We start from the raw sequence: 15,205 nt of genomic DNA, 5'->3' as shown, positions 1-15,205 counted from the left end.
GAGTGATCCAAGGATGCGGGCTGAGGACTTGAATATGCACTCAGTCTCCCATTCAAGTCTTAACCGTGCCTCAATCCCACCTCCGACAGTGCGGCCGGAGCCTGCAAAATAACTTGCGATTAGCGCCAGTTAGCAGCTGCACGGAATGGTATCATCATCTGCCGCCCCATTGACCCGCGTGCTGCTTTTGTGGCCTAGTCCGCCGTCGAAAACGACGCGAATCCTCGAAAATTACAAGCGATTTTCATGACAACCGAACGCTACAACGCCCGTGAAGCCGAGCCGCGCTGGCAGCGCCAGTGGGACGAGAAGGCGATTTTCGCCACCAAGAACGAAGATCCGCGTCCGAAATACTACGTACTCGAGATGTTTCCCTACCCGTCGGGACGCATCCATATCGGCCATGTCCGTAATTATACGCTGGGCGACGTGCTGGCGCGCTTCATGCGCGCCAAGGGCTTCAACGTGCTGCATCCGATGGGCTGGGACGCGTTCGGCCTGCCGGCGGAGAACGCCGCGATCGAGCGCAAGGTCGCGCCGAAGGCGTGGACCTATGACAACATCGCAGCGATGAAGAAGCAGCTGCGCTCGATCGGCCTGTCGCTCGACTGGGCCCGCGAGTTCGCGACCTGCGATCCGTCCTACTACAAGCACCAGCAGAAGATGTTCCTCGACTTCATGCAGGCGGGGCTGGTCGAGCGCGAGAAGCGCAAGGTGAACTGGGATCCGGTCGACATGACCGTGCTCGCCAACGAGCAGGTGATCGACGGCCGCGGCTGGCGTTCCGGTGCGGTGGTCGAACAGCGTGAGATGAACCAGTGGGTGTTCAAGATCACCAAGTACTCGCAGGAGCTGCTGGACGCGCTCGACGGGCTGGACCGCTGGCCGGACAAGGTGCGGCTGATGCAGCGGAACTGGATCGGCCGCTCCGAGGGTCTGCTGATCCGCTTCGCGCTGGATGCGGCGACCACGCCCGCCGGCGAGACCGAGCTGAAGATCTTCACGACGCGGCCGGACACACTGTTCGGCGCCAAGTTCATGGCGATCTCGGCGGACCATCCGCTGGCGCAAGCGGCCGCCGCCAAGAACCCCGAGCTCGCCGCGTTCATCGCCGAGATCAAGCGCATCGGCACCGCGCAGGAGGCGATCGACACCGCGGAGAAGCAGGGCTTCGATACCGGCATCCGCGCCGTGCATCCGTTCGACCCGAGCTGGACCCTGCCGGTCTATGTCGCGAACTTCGTGCTGATGGAATACGGCACCGGCGCCATCTTCGGCTGTCCGGCGCATGACCAGCGCGACCTCGACTTCGTCAACAAATACGGCCTCGGCAACACGCCGGTGGTCTGCCCGGAAGGACAGGACCCCGCGAGCTTCGTCATTACCGACACCGCTTTCGACGGTGACGGCCGCCTGATCAATTCGCGCTTCCTCGACGGCATGACGATCGCGCAGGCCAAGGACGAGGTCGCGAAGCGGCTGGAGACCGAGCAGCGCGGCGGCGCCGCCGTCGGCGAGCGCCAGGTCAATTTCCGCCTGCGCGACTGGGGCATCTCGCGGCAGCGCTATTGGGGCTGTCCGATCCCGGTGATCCACTGTGCCAAATGCGATGTCGTGCCTGTGCCGGCCAAGGACCTGCCCGTGGTGCTGCCGGATGACGTCACCTTCGACAAGCCGGGCAACGCGCTGGATCATCATCCGACCTGGAAGCACGTCACCTGTCCGACATGCGGCGGCAAGGCCACGCGCGAAACCGACACCATGGACACCTTCGTGGATTCGTCCTGGTACTTCGCGCGCTTCACCGATCCGTGGAACGAGAGCGCGCCGACGACGCCTGAGGTCGCCAACCGGATGATGCCGGTCGACCAGTATATCGGCGGCGTCGAGCACGCGATCCTGCATCTGCTGTACAGCCGCTTCTTCACCCGCGCGATGAAGGCGACCGGCCATGTCGCGATGGACGAGCCGTTCGCCGGCATGTTCACCCAGGGCATGGTGGTGCACGAGACCTACCAGAAGGCCGACGGTACCTTCGTCAACCCGGCCGACGTCAAGATCGAGATCGGCGGCAATGGCCGCCGCGCGGTGCTGACTGCGACCGGCGAAGACATCACGATCGGCCCGATCGAGAAGATGTCGAAGTCGAAGAAGAACACCGTCGACCCCGACGACATCATCGAGAGCTACGGCGCCGACGTCGCCCGCTGGTTCATGCTGTCGGACTCGCCGCCGGATCGCGACGTGATCTGGAGCGACGAGCGCGTTCAGGGTGCGGCGCGTTTCGTCCAGCGCCTGTGGCGGCTGGTCAACGAATCGGTTGCGGCGGCGGCGGAGGCCCCCTCCTCCCGTCCGGCGACCTTTGGCCCCGACGCGCTGGCGCTGCGCAAGGCCGCGCATGGTGCGCTGGACAAGGTGACCGGCGGCATCGAGCGGCTGCACTTCAATGTCTGCCTGGCGCATATCCGCGAATTCGCCAATGCGCTGGCCGACGTGCTGGCGAAGGCGGCCAAGCCGGCGCCGGACCTGGCGTTCGCGATTCGCGAGGCGGCGGGCATCCTGGTGCAGCTGTTCTCGCCGATGATGCCGCATCTGGCCGAGGAATGCTGGCAGGTGCTGGGCCAGAAAGGGCTGATCTCGGAGGCCTCCTGGCCGCAAATCGAACGAGATTTGCTGGTTGAGGACAGCATGACCCTGGTCGTGCAGGTCAACGGCAAGAAGCGCGGAGAAGTCACAGTCGCCAGCAACGCGCAGAATCCGGAAATTGAGTCTGCCGTTTTGGCCCTTGATGCAGTAAAACTCGCGCTGGATGGCAAGCCCGTCCGCAAGGTGATCATTGTTCCCAAGAGGATCGTGAATGTCGTCGGCTAGGTTTCGGATCGCTGCACGCCTTCTCGCCGTGGCCGCGTTGGCTGGGCTGACGGCTGGCTGCTTCCAGCCGATGTATGCCGAGCATGCCGACGGCACCCCTGCCTTGCGCGACAAGCTGATGGGCATCGAGCTGCCGCCGGTCGACAAGCCGAACGCCTCGCCCGAGGCGCGCATCGGCGTGGGCATCCGCAACGCGCTTGCCTTCAAGCTCTATGGCACTGCCACGGGGACGGCGCCGACGCACAAGCTGGTGCTGAAGTTCCAGACCAGCCGGTCGTCGCTGATCGTGTCGCAGACGACCGGCCTGCCAACCACGGAAAATGTCGGCATCGACGCGCAGTACAATCTGGTCGATCTCGCCACCAACAAGTCGGTGATGACCGGAACGACCTTCGCCCGGACGTCCTACGACATCCCCGGCTCTTACCAGCGCTTCGCCCGCCAGCGCGCGTTCAACGACGCCGAGGACCGGGCGGCCGAGCAGATTGCCGAGAACATCAAGACCCGGCTCGCGGCCTTCTTCACCGCGGGCACCTGACGCACGGCTGACACCGCCGTGGTCGCGCTGCGCGGACGAGACATCGACGCCTTCCTCGCCAGACCGGACGCGGCCCGTCCGCTGATCCTGCTGTATGGCCCGGATGCCGGCTTGGTCCGCGAGCGGGCCGAGGCGCTGATCGCCTCCGCCGTCGACAATCCCGACGATCCGTTTTCCGTGGTCCGGCTCGACGGCGACGAGCTCGCCGCCGAGCCGTCGCGGCTGGTCGACGAGGCCATGACCGTGCCGCTGTTCGGCGGCCGCCGCGCCATTCGGGTGCGGGCCGGCTCTCGGACCTTTGCCAGCGGGGTCGAGACGCTCACGCAGATGAGCGTGCGCGACTGCCGTATCGTCATCGAGGCCGGCGACATACGGCCGGATTCGCCCTTGCGCAAGATTTGCGAAAAGGCCGCGAGTGCGGTGGCGATCGGCTGCTATCCGGACACCGAGCGCGATCTCGCCAAGCTGATCGACGACGAGCTGCGCATCGCGAGCTTGCGCATCTCGCAGGACGCGCGCGCCTATCTGATGGCGCTGCTCGGCGGCGACCGCCAGGCGTCCCGCAACGAAGTGCGCAAGCTGACCTTGTTCGCGCATGGCGAAGGCGAGGTGACGCTCGACCATGTCATGGCCGTGGTCGCCGACGCCTCGGAGATGAAGCTCGACCCGATCGTCGACGGCGCCTTCGGTGGCAAGCCCGATGTGGTCGAGACCGAGTTCGGTAAGGCGATGATCGCCGGCACCTATCCCGGGGTGATCATCTCGGCGGCGCAGCGGCATGCTGCATGGCTGCACAAATCAGCCCTGGCCGTCGCCTCGGGCGCATCGATCTCCAGCATTCTGGAAGGCGGCTTCCCGCGGCTGCACTTCTCGCGCAAGCCGAGTGCGGAAACCGCGCTGCGCAACTTCTCCCCTGCCCGTCTGCTGCCGATCATCGACCAGCTCGCGACGGCAGCGTTGGACATGCGCAAGCAGCCGGGATTGGCGGCGGCGATCGCGCAGCGGACGCTGCTGTCGATCGCGGTGGCGGCGCGGCGCAAGGGGTGATGAGGTTCGGGACGCTGACGCGCTCAAGCGGCGCAGACAATCGCAGTCCGAGTGGACACCAGAGATCGCACTATTATCTCCGCGGTCATTCCGGGGCGCCCGAAGGGCGAGCCCGGAATCCATCGGGCCGCAGCATCCGCCGAAAAATGGATTCCGGGCTCGTGCTACGCACGCCCCGGAATGACGAAGGAGAGAGCGAGGCTCACCTTGAACAGTCGCGACCAGGACAGACGTTCGCACACGTGTCGTTAGTTGAGTAGCTTTTCCCCGCTATTTGCTCGTCATACCCGGGCTTGACCCGGGCATCCATCCTCTTCGTCGAGGTCGCCTCAAAAATGGATGGCCGGGTCAAGCCCGGCCATGACGAGAGGTGAGAGTGGAGCAACAAACTAACAGGGGATGACGCAGGTGCTAGGCGCGGCTACGGCAGCGCGCGCAGCGCCACTGACCTCACACCTAACCCTGCTCCAACCTGCGCATCACCTCGTCAAGCTGCTCGAGGCTGCGGTAGGTGATCTGCACAGTGCCGCCGGGATCGCGGTGGCTGATCGAGAGGGTGAGGCCGAGCGCGTCGCCGACGCGCTTCTCCAGGGCCAGCGTGTCGGCGTCCTTCTTCTCCGGCGCTTCACCACCGCCGCTGCTGCGCGGCTTCTGCGGCTTGCGTTCCGGCACGCCCTCCTCATGGGCCAGCGCCTCGGTCTGCCGGACGTTCAGCCCTTCCGCGATGATCTTCTTCGCCGCGCTCAGCGGATCGGGCAGGTTGATCAGCGCGCGCGCATGGCCGGCGGAGATCTCGCCGGTCGCGATGAAGCCCTGCACCTCGGCCGGCAGCTTGGTCAGCCGCATCATGTTGGCGACGTGGCTGCGGCTCTTGCCGACGATCTTGGCGATCTCTTCCTGGTTGCGTTTGAACTCGTTGGCGAGCGCGTGATAGCCCTGCGCCTCCTCCATCGGGTTCAAGTCCTCGCGCTGCACGTTCTCGATGATCGCGAGTTCCAGCGCATCGCTGTCGCTGACATCGACCGGGACGATCGGAACCTCGTGCAGGCCGGCCGCCTGCGAGGCTCGCCAGCGCCGCTCGCCGGCGATGATCTCGTAGCGGTCCTGCTGGCCCTTGATCGGCCGCACCACGATCGGCTGGATCACGCCGTGCTGCTTGATCGAAGCCGAGAGTTCGGCGAGCTCACCGTCGGAGAACGTCTTGCGCGGGTTGCGCGGGTTCGGCTTGAGAAACTCGATCGGCACCTTGCGCTGATTGCGCGGACGCTCCGGCGGCGCGCCCGCCTCGCGGCCGACGTCACCGATCAGACTTGCAAGACCCCGGCCCAACCGCGATCGCGACTCGTCCGCCATCGCCTTCTCCTTTGGATTCACATCAAGCTCCGCTCGCGGCCTGCTGCCGATCCGCAGCTTCGGCGCAATATAAAGGGATCGCGAATTCCGCCGCCGGAAGTCGCCGTGATCCTTGAATGAAGACCGGCTGACGCGAGGTCAGCCGGAGACATGGCAACTGATCAGTTGGCGCGCAGATCGCGCTCGCGCTGGATGACCTCGGTCGCGAGCTTCAGATAGGCTTCGCTGCCGACGCACTTGAGGTCATAGACCAGCACCGGCTTGCCGTAGGACGGCGCTTCCGAGATGCGCACGTTGCGCGGGATCATCGTGTTGTAGACCTTGGACCCCATGAACTGGCGCACGTCGGCGACGACCTGGTTGGACAGGTTGTTGCGCGAGTCGAACATGGTCAGCACGATGCCGTGGATCGACAGGTTCGGGTTCAAGGTCGAACGCACCTGCTCCACGGTCTGCAGCAGCTGCGACAGACCTTCGAGCGCGAAGAACTCGCACTGCAGCGGCACCAGGATTGCGTCCGACGCGGCCATCGCGTTGACCGTGAGCAAGTTCAGCGACGGCGGGCAATCGACCAGCACATAGGTGTAGTCGTTCTCCGGCGAGACGTTGTTGTTGAGGCCGGCGATCGCGTCGCGCAGACGGAAGGCGCGGTTGGCGCTGTTGCCGAGCTCGAGCTCAAGGCCGGACAAGTCCATCGTCGAGGAGGCAATGTGCAGCCGCGGCACGGCGGTCGCGACCACGGCGTCGCGCAGCGAGGCCTCGCCGATCAGGACGTCATAGGTCGAGCAGTTGCGGCTGCCGCGATCGATGCCGAGGCCGGTCGAGGCGTTGCCCTGCGGATCGAGATCGACGATCAGCACGCGCTCGCCGATCGCAGCCAGCGCGGTGCCGAGGTTGATCGCGGTCGTGGTCTTGCCGACCCCGCCCTTCTGGTTGGCGAGCGCCAGGATGCGCGGATGCCCGTCCGGGTGAGGGGCTCTATCTTCTTGATAAATCTGATCAATTACGGACATGCGCGATCGCCATGGTTGTTGTGCGGGAGTTCAGCCTTGTCGCTCGATGCAATCGATTGCGACGATCCAGCCCTGCCCGCCCGTCCGGCTGGAATGAAGTTTCGGCTCAATTTTCCAATACTTGGTAGATTCGGTCAATTCCGCATCTACATCTTGACCCTTGAGAAACAGCGCTTTCGCGCCTTTTTTCACCAGGGGCTCCGCAAAGCCGATGAGTTGGTGTAGCGGAGCCAGCGCGCGTGCGGTCACGCAATCGACTCGCCCGCTCCACTTCTCCACGATATCCCCGATCTCTGACAAATGCACGATCCCAGGTGCGCCGGTGACGCGAATTGCTTCGCGCAAGAACGCCGCCTTCTTGGCGATGCGCTCGACCAGATGCACCTGCGCGCCCGGCCGCTCAGCCAGAGCGCAAGCGAGAACGACGCCGGGGAAGCCGCCTCCGCTGCCGAGATCGACCCAGATCTTGGCGTCGGGCGCGAGATCGAGGAGCTGCAGTGAATCCGAAATGTGTCGCGTCCAGAGATGCGCCAGCGTCGACGGCGCGACCAGGTTGGTCTTGGCCTGCCACTCCAACAGCAGCGCGACATAGCGGTCCAGGCGCTGCTCTGTTTCACGTGAAACGGGAGTGAGCGCGAGCGCCGCTGCCTTGTCGGCCTCGACGATGTTTGGAGCGACCGTCATCGATGTCCGTTTCACGTGAAACGCCTCAGCCCGCCTTGTGACGTCGCGCCTCACGGCGGAGGTAGGCTGCGAGGATACCGAGCGCCGCAGGCGTCATGCCGTCGATCCGGCCCGCCTGCCCGATCGTCCACGGCTTCGTCGCGGTCAGCTTCGCCCTCGCCTCGTTCGACAGACCGGGGATGACGGCGTAGTCGATGTCGCCGAGCACGAGACCCTCATCGCGCCGGAAGGCGTCGACGTCATCGCTCTGGCGGCGCACGTAGACATCGTACTTGGCATCGATCTCGAGATGCGTGGCGATGGTCGCGTCGATCGTACCCAGCTCCGGCCAGATCGCCCGCACTTCGGCGAAGCTGATCTCCGGATAGGCCATCAGCTCGAACGCCGAACGGCGCTGGCCGTCCCGGTTCAGCGTCAGCCCATGCTTGGCTGCTTCATTCGGCGTGATCGACAGCGAGCGGGCCAACTCACGCGCCGCTTCAAGCGCATCCATCTTGGCACGATGGAAACGTGCGCGATCGGTCCCGACACAGCCCAGGGCGATACCCTTGTCAGTCAGCCGCCGGTCGGCATTGTCCGCACGCAAGGTCAGCCGATACTCGGCGCGGGAGGTGAACATCCGGTACGGTTCTGTAATCCCGCGGGTCACGAGATCATCGATCATCACGCCGAGATAACCGTCTGCCCGGTCGAACACGATCGGCTCCCCGCCTCCCGCCGCCAGCGCGGCATTCAGCCCGGCCACCAGCCCCTGCGCGGCTGCCTCTTCATATCCCGTCGTACCGTTGATCTGGCCTGCCAGAAACAACCCTCGCATCCGCTTAGTCTGCAGCGTCGGCTCGAGCTCGCGGGGATCAACGTGGTCGTACTCGATCGCATAGCCCGGCCGGATCATCCGGACTCGTTCGAGGCCCGGAATGGTCGGCAGCAGCGCGAGCTGAACCTCCTCCGGCAGCGAGGTCGAGATGCCGTTGGGATAGACGGTCGTGTCGTCGAGGCCTTCCGGTTCCAGAAAGATCTGATGACCGTCGCGGTCTCCGAACCGGACGATCTTGTCCTCAACTGACGGGCAGTAACGCGGGCCGGTCGACTTGATCTGCCCGGAGTACATCGGCGAGCGATGGACATTGGCGCGGATCACGTCGTGGGTCGCGGTCGTCGTGCGGGTGATGCCGCATTGGATCTGGGGCGTGGTGATCCGGTCGGTCAGGACTGAGAACGGCTCAGGCGGATCGTCGCCCGGCTGCATCTCGACTGCGGACCAATCGATCGTCGTCCCGTCGAGACGCGGCGGCGTACCGGTCTTGAGGCGTCCGAGCTTGAAGCCGATGTCTTCGAGAGACCGCGACAGCCCGAGCGCCGGCGCTTCGTCGACCCGGCCCGCCGGCCAGGTCTTCTGGCCCAAATGGATCAGACCGCGCAGGAAGGTGCCTGTGGTAATCACCACCGCACCGCACGTGAAGGTCCGCCCGTCTGCCAGCTTCAGGCCGGCGATGCGGCCATTCGCGGTGACGAGTTCGTCCGCTTCGCCCTCGATCACGACGAGGTTTGTAGTGTCGCGGATCGCCGTCTGCATCGCCGTGGCGTAGAGCTTTCGGTCGGCCTGAGCACGAGGACCGCGGACAGCCGGACCCTTCCGGCGGTTTAGGACACGAAACTGGATACCACCGGCGTCGGCGACGCGGCCCATGAGACCGTCCAGGGCATCGACTTCACGGACGAGATGCCCCTTGCCCAATCCGCCGATCGCCGGATTGCAGGACATCGCGCCGATGGTTGCGAACTGGTGGGTGACCAGAGCAGTGCGTGCGCCCATCCGCGCCGAGGCGGCGGCGGCTTCACAGCCGGCGTGGCCACCGCCGATGACGATGACGTCGAAGGATGTCAGGTGTTGGATCATCGTCCTTATGTAGCGTTTGCCCACGTCACCTGAAAGACGTTTCACGTGAAACACGGCGGTGGAGCAGCCGGAGCCGTTTCACGTGAAACAAGCGTTCCGGCTGACTTACTGTTTCACGTGAAACACCTCGGCGAGTTCCCCTGTCCTGTTTCACGTGAAACATCTGAAGATCGGTTAACCAACTCACCTCTCATTAAGTATGTTGGCGGAGTCTCCGATCGGGGCGCCCTACTTTCCGATGCAGAACTCGCGAAAGATGACGTCGAGCAAATCCTCGACATCGACCCGCCCCAGCAGCCGCCCCAATGAGAGCGCCGCGATGCGCAGCTCCTCGGCCACGAGCTCTTCGCCCCTCCCCACAGCGTTCAGACTCCGCCGCAGTGCCTCCGCGGTCTGCTGCAATGACTGCTTCTGGCGTTCCCGTGTGATCAGCCCGCTCTCGGTCGCGCCGAAATAGTCGCGAGCGAAGCCGACCAAGGCTTCCAGCAGAGCCGGCATCCCCGCCCCGCTCTGCGCCGAGATGCCAAACGCCCGGCTGACACCCCCGCCGGAGGTCGACATCTGGTCCGATGCGAGCAGATCGATCTTGTTGCGAACCAGCCAGACGGGCGTCTCCCCCCGCGGCATCGCTTGCGGCCGATCATCTTCGGACATCCACAACACGAGATCGGCCTGCGATGCGCGATCCCGCGCACGGCGGACACCCTCCTGCTCCACCGGATCCTCGGTCTCCCGGATGCCCGCCGTATCGATCAACGTCACCGGATAGCCGTCGAGGTCGAGCTGAACCTCAATGAGATCGCGCGTGGTGCCGGCATGCGGCGACACGATAGCGACCTCGCGGCGGGCGAGCTGGTTCATCAAGGTCGACTTGCCGGCATTCGGCGGACCCGCGATCACCACGGTCAGACCTTCGCGAAGCCGCTCGGCCCGGCCTTGCGCCGAGAGCACGGCCTCGATCTCGCCCAGGAGCTGTCTGATCCGCGCGAGCGCCGGCGCCATCAGCTCAGCCGGCACATCGCCCTCATCCGAGAAGTCGATCCCGGCTTCGATCAGCGCGCCGGCCTCGATGATCTGCTCGCGCCAGCTCCGCGCCTTGTCGCCCAGCAGACCCTGGAGCTGCCGCAGCGCTTGGCGCCTCTGGCGGTCGGTGTCGGCATGGATGAGATCGTCGAGTCCCTCAGCCTCGGTCAGATCGATCTTGCCGTTTTCGAATGCGCGCCGGGTGAACTCGCCCGGCTCTGCCGGACGCAGCTCCGGCATCGCCGAGAGCACTGCAAACAGTGTCGCGATCACCGCGCGGCTGCCATGGACATGCAGCTCGGCGACATCCTCGCCGGTCGCGCTGGCTGGGGCCTGAAACCACAGCACGACCGCGTCATCGATCGGATCGCCGCTGGCATCGCGAAGCAGCACCCGCGTCGCCACCCGCGGCGTCGGCATCTTGCCCGCCAACATCTGAAGAGCTGCGCCGGCGTGCGAACCAGACATCCGGACGATCGCAATCGCGCTTGGCAGCCGTCCCGAGGACAGCGCGAAGATGGTCTGGTCGTGCGGATGCATGACGCTCAATTGGGCTCGGCGATCCAGAAAGACAATCGGTTTACACCGGCATGCTTTACGCCGGATGGCGAGAGCCGCGTGACCAACCTGAGCACGATGCGATGACGTCGAAGGGCACCATGCTCTCATCGCAACGTGTCGATGGCGGCGACGGAAGGCGCGGCGCTCTCAGTCTCAGGATCGAGCACACCCGAAACGGGCGAGCGGGGTCGGGTGATGTCTCCGCAGACACCGGTGCAAGTGGAGAGAACACCCCACCCCGGTTCACATGCACTTCGTGCATATGACCGACCCTCCCTCTCCAGGGGAGGGTGATCCCGGCGTTGATCTCGAAGTGACCCCGTAAGGCATCAGATCCGTGCGACGCTCCCAAACAAAAAGGGCGCTCCGAAGAGCGCCCTTTCCAAACTGACTGATCGTATCCCGATCAGGTGTTCATCGACTCGAAGAACTCCGAGTTGCTCTTGGTGCTGCGGAGCTTGTCGAGCAGGAAGTCGATCGCGTCCATGGTGCCCATCGGATTGAGGATGCGGCGGAGGACGTACATCTTCTTGAGGTTCTGCGCCTCGGTGATGAGCTCTTCCTTGCGGGTGCCGGAGCGGGCGATGTCGATCGCCGGGAAAGTCCGCTTGTCGGCGACCTTGCGGTCGAGAATGAGCTCGGAGTTGCCGGTGCCCTTGAACTCTTCGAAGATGACTTCGTCCATGCGGCTGCCGGTGTCGACCAGAGCGGTGGCGATGATGGTCAGCGAGCCGCCTTCCTCGATGTTGCGGGCGGCACCGAAGAAGCGCTTCGGCCGCTGCAGCGCGTTCGCATCGACACCGCCGGTCAGCACCTTGCCGGAGGACGGCACGACGGTGTTGTAGGCGCGGCCGAGGCGGGTGATCGAGTCCAGCAGAATGACGACGTCGCGGCCGTGCTCGACCAGGCGCTTGGCCTTCTCGATCACCATCTCCGCGACCTGGACGTGACGGGCCGCCGGCTCGTCGAAGGTCGAGGACACCACCTCGCCCTTCACCGAGCGCTGCATGTCCGTGACTTCCTCGGGGCGCTCATCGATCAGCAGCACGATCAGATAGCACTCGGGATGATTGGCGGTGATCGAGTGCGCGATGTTCTGCATCAGCACCGTCTTGCCGGTCCGCGGCGGCGCGACGATCAGCGCGCGCTGGCCCTTGCCAATCGGGGCGACGATGTCGATGACGCGCGGCGACAGATCCTTGCGGGTCGGATCCTCGAGTTCGAGCCGGAAGCGCTCGTCCGGAAACAGCGGCGTCAAATTGTCGAAATTGACCTTGTGCTTGGACTTCTCGGGATCCTCGAAGTTCAGCGTGTTGACCTTGAGCAGCGCGAAATAGCGTTCGCCTTCCTTCGGGCTGCGGATGTGACCCTCGATCGTGTCACCGGTGCGCAGGCCGAAGCGGCGGATCTGCGACGGCGAAACGTAGATGTCATCCGGGCCGGGCAGGTAGTTGGCATCCGGCGACCGGAGGAAGCCGAAGCCGTCGGAGAGAACCTCGACGACACCCTCACCGATGATGTCGGTCTCCTGGATCGCGAGTTGCTTGAGGATGGCGAACATCAGCTCCTGCTTGCGCATCGTGCTAGCGTTCTCGACCCCGTTTTCCTCCGCGAAGGAGACGAGCTCGGCCGGCGTCTTTGACTTGAGGTCCTGTAGTTTGATTTCCCGCATTGGGGGTGGTCCTGTGGAAGCGACTTGGGAGGGATGCGAGGTGGCTGTGGGAAGGCGGACGAAAATGAGGTCCGCAGGTCTAAGCAAGGTTGGCGCCAATAAGGCGCCAGACCTGATGCGGCGGCCGGTCAAGCCGGAACGCAACCACATCCGCCTGCGTGGGGTGGGATGTCCTTAATATAGAAAATCGCGCCGGCCTCTGCAAGGCATCTCGGGCGGAGCGGTATTCTCATGGATCGGGTCAAAACGGCTTGACGATGACGAGAATCACGATGCCGATCATCAGCACCGTCGGTACTTCGTTGATATAACGATAGAATTTTTGGGTGTGCGTATTCCGGTCAGCAGCGAAGTCCTTCACCCAGCGGGTAAAGAGCCCGTGCACGCCGGACAAAATGAGAACGAGGAGGAATTTGCCGTGAAACCAGCCACTGGCATACCAGTGACCCGCCCAGACCATGTACAGCCCGGCCAGCCAGGTCACGATCATCGCCGGATTGATGATCGCCTTCAGCAGCCGGCGCTCCATCACCTTGAAGGTCTCGGACTGCTTCGAGCCGATCTCGGCCTCGCAATGATAGACGAACAGGCGCGGCAGATAGAGCATGCCGGCCATCCACGCGATGACAGCGATGACGTGCAGCGCCTTGATCCACTCGTACATCGATGTCGCGATCCGTTAACCGGCTGGTGACTATTGGGAGGCGAGACATATCCGCTCGCTCGATCGCTTCCAAACCAAATAATTTTAGAATCTTAAGGTTTGAGTCTAGGTAGCGGTGGATTGGACTCATGCAATTCTGCCAGCCGATTTCCCGCAGCTTGTTCACATCCTTCAACAGGCCGGCTGAGGACGATTGGACTTTCGAGAGTCCAGTTTGATTCAATCGCTTGTCGGGCTGCATCGACAGCTTATCCCAAGACAAACGAACCTCGTCCCGATATCATCAGCCCTGTGACGTCGCGTTGTCCCCGACAGCGACCATGTGCAGAACAATCGGGGTTATCCAAAGGGGGCAGCGGGCGGCCGGATTTTGCGCCCGTCCTTCACAGGGATTCACAGATCGTTAAGGATTTGATGCCCACCACCGGCAATTACTTTCACCTCCATCTGGTTTCCGACTCGACGGGCGAAACCTTGATCACGGTCGCGCGAGCGGTCGCCGCGCAGTACACCAATGTGACGCCGGTGGAGCACGTCTATCCGCTGGTGCGCAGCCAGAAGCAGCTGGATCGCGTGCTCGACGAGATCGAGGAAGCGCCGGGCATCGTTCTCTTCACCTTGCTGGAGAAGGACCTGGTCTCCAGGCTCGAGGGCAAGTGCCAGCAGATCAACATCCCGAGCCTGTCGATCATCGGCCCGGTGATGCAGCTGTTCGAGGCCTATCTCGGCGCCTCCACCGCGGGCCGGGTCGGCGCGCAGCACGTGCTCAACGCCGAATATTTCGCGCGCATCGACGCGCTGAACTACACGATGCTCCATGATGATGGCCAGATGGTCGACGGCCTCGAAGAAGCCGACGTGGTGTTGGTCGGCGTCAGCCGGACGTCGAAAACGCCGACCTCGATCTATCTCGCCAATCGCGGCGTGCGCACCGCGAACGTGCCGCTCGTGCCCGGTATCCCGATTCCGCACCAGCTCGAGACGCTGAAGAAGCCGCTGGTGGTCAGCCTGCACGCGACGCCGGAGCGGCTGATCCAGGTGCGGCAAAATCGTTTGCTCAGCATGGGTGCGGAATCCGGCAACGAGAACTATGTCGATAAGCAGTCGGTGACCGACGAGGTCGCCTATGCGCGCAAGCTCAGTGCGAAGTTCAACTGGGTGATGCTCGACGTGACGCGCCGCTCGATCGAGGAGACGGCGGCGGCGATCCTGAAACTCTATACCGACCGGCAGCGGCAGCGCCTGCCGGACTAGTGAGCGAGCTGATGTCGATCTGGTGCAGTGAAGAGCCTTTGGTGTTGGCATCGCAAAGCCGTGCGCGGCGCGTGCTGCTCGCCAACGCCGGTCTGGCCTGCGAGGCGATCCCGGCCAAAGTCGACGAGCGGGCGATTCAGGCCGAGGCCGGCCTGGTGGCGCCGTACGAGATCGCGTTGCATCTCGCCAACGCCAAGGCCGCCGAGGTCTCCGCACGCAACCCCAATGCCTATGTGGTCGGCGCGGACCAGACGCTGGCCCTGGGCGAGCGGATGTTCAACAAGCCGGCCGGCCGGCAGCAGGCGATGTATCAATTGCTGGCGCTGGCCGGACGCACTCATGCGCTGCATTCGGCGATCGCCGTGGTCCGCAATGGGGAGCTGCTGTTCTCGCATGTCGCCGTGGCCTGGATGACGATGCGCGCGCTGACCGAGAGCGAGGTCGCGGCCTATCTCGATGCCGCCGGCGAGGCCGTGACGACCAGCGTCGGCGCCTACCAGCTCGAAGGGCTCGGGGTGCATCTGTTCGATCGCATCGACGGCGATCATTTCACCATTCTTGGTCTGCCTCTGCTGCCGCTGCTCGCCTATTTCCGCGAGGCTCGGTTGCTCAGGATCTGATGACC

At 64.2% G+C, this 15,205-nt stretch carries 12 protein-coding genes; 5 read left to right on the top strand and 7 right to left on the bottom strand.

Features of this window, described 5'->3' with window-relative positions:
- The first annotated feature begins 246 nt into the window (after positions 1 to 246).
- Genes leuS through holA form a run of 3 tightly spaced genes read left to right on the top strand, consistent with a single transcriptional unit; the run spans position 247 to position 4,456 of the window.
- Positions 247 to 2,871 carry a leucine--tRNA ligase gene (gene leuS / locus ACQR1L_RS10875; protein ID WP_434857956.1) on the top strand — a complete coding sequence of 875 codons (2,625 nt, stop codon included), beginning with the start codon at positions 247 to 249 and terminating at the stop codon, positions 2,869 to 2,871.
- Positions 2,858 to 3,409: an LPS assembly lipoprotein LptE gene (gene lptE / locus ACQR1L_RS10870; RefSeq protein WP_434857955.1), complete on the top strand. Its 552-nt coding sequence runs from the start codon at positions 2,858 to 2,860 to the stop codon at positions 3,407 to 3,409. Before leuS ends, lptE begins: the two co-directional genes overlap by 14 nt.
- 18 nt (positions 3,410 to 3,427) lie before the next feature.
- Positions 3,428 to 4,456 (top strand): DNA polymerase III subunit delta, encoded by a 1,029-nt coding sequence (holA, locus tag ACQR1L_RS10865; protein WP_434857954.1) that lies wholly within the window; start codon positions 3,428 to 3,430, stop codon positions 4,454 to 4,456.
- A 456-nt stretch (positions 4,457 to 4,912) separates the two neighbouring features.
- Here the strand turns inward: holA and ACQR1L_RS10860 are convergent, their stop codons facing one another.
- The 7 genes from ACQR1L_RS10860 to hemJ form a co-directional block, all read right to left on the bottom strand.
- Positions 4,913 to 5,809, bottom strand: a complete 897-nt coding sequence (locus tag ACQR1L_RS10860; RefSeq protein WP_434857953.1) for a ParB/RepB/Spo0J family partition protein — start codon at positions 5,807 to 5,809, stop codon at positions 4,913 to 4,915.
- Positions 5,810 to 5,970: 161 nt separating this feature from the next.
- Positions 5,971 to 6,822, bottom strand: a complete 852-nt coding sequence (locus tag ACQR1L_RS10855) for a ParA family protein (RefSeq protein WP_006612682.1) — start codon at positions 6,820 to 6,822, stop codon at positions 5,971 to 5,973.
- Positions 6,823 to 6,852: 30 nt separating this feature from the next.
- Positions 6,853 to 7,521, bottom strand: coding sequence for a 16S rRNA (guanine(527)-N(7))-methyltransferase RsmG (gene rsmG / locus ACQR1L_RS10850; RefSeq protein WP_434857952.1), 669 nt, complete (start codon positions 7,519 to 7,521; stop codon positions 6,853 to 6,855).
- Between the two features lie 10 nt (positions 7,522 to 7,531).
- On the bottom strand, positions 7,532 to 9,406 hold the full coding sequence (mnmG, locus tag ACQR1L_RS10845; protein ID WP_434857951.1) for a tRNA uridine-5-carboxymethylaminomethyl(34) synthesis enzyme MnmG: 1,875 nt from the start codon (positions 9,404 to 9,406) through the stop codon (positions 7,532 to 7,534).
- 228 nt (positions 9,407 to 9,634) lie between these two features.
- The gene (gene mnmE / locus ACQR1L_RS10840; RefSeq protein WP_434858290.1) at positions 9,635 to 10,969 is read right to left on the bottom strand and encodes a tRNA uridine-5-carboxymethylaminomethyl(34) synthesis GTPase MnmE; all 1,335 of its coding nucleotides are present in this window, start codon (positions 10,967 to 10,969) and stop codon (positions 9,635 to 9,637) included.
- A gap of 427 nt (positions 10,970 to 11,396) precedes the next feature.
- The gene (rho, locus tag ACQR1L_RS10835; RefSeq protein WP_434857950.1) at positions 11,397 to 12,662 is read right to left on the bottom strand and encodes a transcription termination factor Rho; all 1,266 of its coding nucleotides are present in this window, start codon (positions 12,660 to 12,662) and stop codon (positions 11,397 to 11,399) included.
- Between the two features lie 241 nt (positions 12,663 to 12,903).
- Complete coding sequence (gene hemJ, locus ACQR1L_RS10830; RefSeq protein WP_434857949.1) at positions 12,904 to 13,326, bottom strand: protoporphyrinogen oxidase HemJ; 423 nt, start codon at positions 13,324 to 13,326, stop codon at positions 12,904 to 12,906.
- 414 nt (positions 13,327 to 13,740) lie between these two features.
- Here hemJ and ACQR1L_RS10825 point away from each other — a divergent pair, with 414 nt between their 5' ends.
- Both ACQR1L_RS10825 and ACQR1L_RS10820 read left to right on the top strand, forming a co-directional pair.
- Positions 13,741 to 14,580 (top strand): pyruvate, water dikinase regulatory protein, encoded by an 840-nt coding sequence (locus ACQR1L_RS10825; protein ID WP_434857948.1) that lies wholly within the window; start codon positions 13,741 to 13,743, stop codon positions 14,578 to 14,580.
- Positions 14,581 to 14,591: 11 nt separating this feature from the next.
- A complete protein-coding gene (locus ACQR1L_RS10820; RefSeq protein WP_434857947.1) occupies positions 14,592 to 15,200 on the top strand; it encodes a Maf family protein in 609 nt (202 codons plus the stop codon).
- The last annotated feature ends 5 nt before the right edge of the window (positions 15,201 to 15,205 follow it).

Origin of the sequence: Bradyrhizobium sp. HKCCYLR20261, assembly GCF_051168435.1 — a bacterium.
GTDB lineage: Bacteria > Pseudomonadota > Alphaproteobacteria > Rhizobiales > Xanthobacteraceae > Bradyrhizobium.
Note: the sequence above shows the minus strand (reverse complement) of the source record. Positions and strands in the feature narration are given on the sequence as shown.